Origin of the sequence: Pelagicoccus sp. SDUM812002, assembly GCF_031127835.1 — a bacterium.
In the GTDB taxonomy this organism is placed as follows: Bacteria; Verrucomicrobiota; Verrucomicrobiia; order Opitutales; family Opitutaceae; genus Pelagicoccus.
Genome location: NZ_JARXHX010000052.1, coordinates 1 through 3719, shown reverse-complemented (window position 1 = coordinate 3719; position 3719 = coordinate 1). Strand labels below are relative to the sequence as shown.

At 40.7% G+C, this 3719-nt stretch carries 1 protein-coding gene; it reads right to left on the bottom strand.

The features are described 5' to 3' along the window. Nucleotides 1-440: 440 nt before the first annotated feature. Nucleotides 441-3578 (bottom strand): condensation domain-containing protein, encoded by a 3138-nt coding sequence (locus tag QEH53_RS23330; RefSeq protein WP_309025644.1) that lies wholly within the window; start codon nucleotides 3576-3578, stop codon nucleotides 441-443. Nucleotides 3579-3719 lie beyond the last annotated feature (141 nt).

Genomic DNA, 3719 nt, shown 5'->3' with positions numbered 1-3719 from the left:
ATCAGGCCCCCCTTGCTTGCGAGGGCTGAGTCAACTGCTTATTATATACATTCTGCCATCCTAATATCATTCCTTAGCTAGGACAGCCCCAAAAAAAAGACATCAACGACCTCTCGATTTTACACCTAGGGTTCGTGTATTCTACAGTTTTTTTGAACAGCTCTTTCTTTAATGGGTTAATATAGACATGTTACTATATTAACATCATAACTTTGAGAAAAACCAAGTAAAGTGACCCGCTATTTCTACTTTTAAAACTAATACTTCGAATGGCATGAATCAATCAGCACACATACACTCTTAACTTGCATACTCCACCCTGTCTATATACAAAATTTAGGGTTTATTATTGTTCTTGGAACATACAATTTCCCTTAAAACAACAATCTTTTTCAATTTGATTCTCTAATGTCTAGGAGATATTTTTTATGTAAAACCAATCAAAAATCAATCTCTATAATTTTCGTATTACGATCATTATTTCCCAATGTCTGATCAATACACCCAGCCAATCGTTTTATTGTTCGATTATCAAAAATATCCTGCACTGTAATCTTGTTAGGGTATATTTTATTCAGTCTACTATAAAGATCTACGACCGTCAACGAATCTCCACCTAACTCAAAAAAGTCATCATGAGCACTGATATCATTGATTGCCAAAAGGTCTTTCCATATCTGAGCCAAGATGGTTTCTGTTTTTGTAAAGCTATGATCCACCGTCTTTGCCTTTTTACGCATAGCTTCCTCGTGAATGTCTAGCAGTGCTTCTAAGTCCACCTTTCCAGTAACACTTTTGCAGGGAATCGCACTGACTCGATAAAAGTAGGCAGGAATCGCATAATCAGGTACCAGGGCCTCTAGATACGATCTAAGATCAGAGATACTTTCTTCCTTTTCGGAAACGTAATATCCAATTAGACGCTTCTTTGAATCACCAGAGATTTGCCCATAAATAACTTTAGCACTGCGAACAGATGGGATGCCGCAAAGACACCCCTCTAGCTCTGCTATGTCGATCCTAAAACCACGTATTTTGACGAGCTTGTCTGCACGATCAACATACCAAAACCTTCCATCTTCAATCACTGCACATAAATCTCCTGTTCGATACAATCGCTCGACCCTCCCTCCGGAACAGGTTCTTTCAACAAAGTGATCGTCGCCACTGCGATGCGCGTATCCCGCCATCTCACTCATACCACCAACGTACAACTCACCGATCGCACCTATGGGGAGCTCACACAAATCGCTATCCAAGACATATGCGTTAACATTTGTGATTGTATGCCCTATGATTTCCGATGGCTCATCTATTCGACATAAATTTGAATGCGAATTAATTGTTAACTCCGTCATACCGTATTCATTAAAAAGCCGATAGCCTTTTTTGACCAAGTTGTTTTTGGTGCTGACTTTTAGCTTCTCTCCTCCAACCACGAGCTCCTTCAAGCAATCAATGCGTTCAATATTTCCAAAAATACTATCTACATACTCAGTATATCCATTAAACATCTCGATACGGTGCTCTTTAATGTATCGAGCCAAATAGACTTTATCCAAAAGCTGCTCACTCGTTAAGACATGAAAGGTGCCCCCAGAGAGGAGTGCTCCCAGCATATCCATTATGCATACTCCAGTTTCATATCCTGAAACCATAATAACACCGGAACCACCACGAATTCCATGAGCCCTAGCAAACCAATCAACCAGGTTCATTACGTTATGATGTTTAAGCAAGACACCTTTAGAACGGCCCGTCGTACCCGAAGTTAGAATTAAATATGCTACATCTTTACCATTATGCTTCTTCTCGCATGGTGTATTCCGGATTCCGTCTCGATTTTCAAAAAGTTCAGGCAGTGACGTTACCGCAATCTTTTTATTTAACTTCTCATTCCTACACTCGCAAATGAGCATTCTCGCTTTTAGCTCAATAGCAACACCCTCGACCCGACTACTCGGGACCCTTCTCGAAATCGGAAAACAAACAGCACCACGCTTGAAAATCGCAAGAAAGACTATCACCAACTCTGATGAACGCTCCAAGCTCAAGGCCACGATATCTCCTTTACCAACGCCGTGCTTCTCAAGTTCTCGATTAACATGCTCAACAAGCTCTAATGCTTGCGCATATTTGACAACACGGTTCCCTTCCACGATAGCTGGCACATCGGGCGAAGCCTGTGCCACAACTTCGAAGCGGTGATCAATCGTCTCGAAATCCTCATACCGATCAACTATAAACCCGCTGCCTGGTCGCCCGCCTGCTTTCGTTTGCTCCAATTGAATCATCGCTACAGACTGTTCATTCGATTCCAGCATTTTATGAAATAGCCAAATAAACGATTCAAATAAACGTTCAACAAATTTCATTTCGTAACGTTTTTTATTAAAGCTCATTTGCAATTCAAAAGAGTCATAAATGTTCAACGTTACACTGATTCCAATGTCATCCTTTTCAGTTATTGAGTAGTCTCTTAGTTCAAAATACTTATTCTTATTTTTTATCTTCACTGGATAGTTTTCGATTATAACTACCGATTCAAAGACCTCACCAGTGATGCTGCTTTCCTTTTTGATATCAAAGATTGAAGCGTTTTCGTACTCGCGCCTTTTCAATAGCGTAATCCATACCTTTTCCACCAACGTCCGCACAGTATCACTTTTCGCAATTTGGATCCTTAACGGAGCCGTGTTGATAAACATTCCCACCATTTCCTCGACGCGAGCAATACCAGCATCACGCCCAGAAACGGTCGTTCCGAAAACGACATCATTGATGCCGCAATATTTCTTGAGTAACACAGCCCATACCGTGTAAACATACGCAGAAACTGAGACTCCTAGATCACGAGACGCTTTTTGCAATCGCTCTACAAATTCCACACCAAGTGACCGATTGCAACAAACAGTTTGATTGATATTATTTTCCAAACTTACGAAGTGGTCTGATATTCTTACCAATCCTTGGTAGTCCTTAAACTCATTAATCCAAAAGGATCTGGATTTCTCGGCGTCGCACCTCTTTTGGTTTCTATAAAACAACTTCAATGAAGGTGCTGCAAAAATAGCATCAGACTGCTCAAGCTTGACTAATTCATAATTCCGAACAAACTGTGTAATGATATTACTGCTGCTCCAGCCATCGATCATCAAATGATGCGATGAGAACAATAGTAGGTACTCTTCAACATCAGTCCGCAACAACTTTATTCGAAATGTGCTTTTTTCGATATCGATGCCTCGCGCTACGTCAGAATCGAGATAACTTTTCAACGTATCCTTGCTGAAATCGGTTGCATCAACGAACTCAGTATCCAGCTCAACACTTTTGAGAACGGCTAGAACTGGCGACTTCAGACCTCTCCAAACAGCGACCGTTCTCAATGCTTCATTGTTCTCTACTAACAATTTCCACACACTGACAAAACTTTCATAATCCACTACGCCCTTAAGGCTAACGCTGAGCTGTTGAAAATAGTAGCCTTCTTTCGGTTCAGATAGGTATCGCATTAAAATACCGTATTGAACCGGAGTCAACGGCAACAAATCTTGAACATTTTGTTTATCTAACATTGTTCATTAATGTATTGTTTATTTCCACCATGGTAGACTTAATTCACCTAAGAGACTGTCTAATAAGTCGCGAGAACAGCATTTTTTGTGTCTTCCCGTTCTTTGCTTGCGCTCTTTTCTAACGAGATCCCCACTACAGGG

Bases quoted from the DNA above. Each gene is read 5' to 3' on its own strand.
- QEH53_RS23330 (WP_309025644.1), bottom strand. From the start codon at position 3,578: ATGTTAGATAAACAAAATGTTCAAGATTTGTTGCCGTTGACTCCGGTT.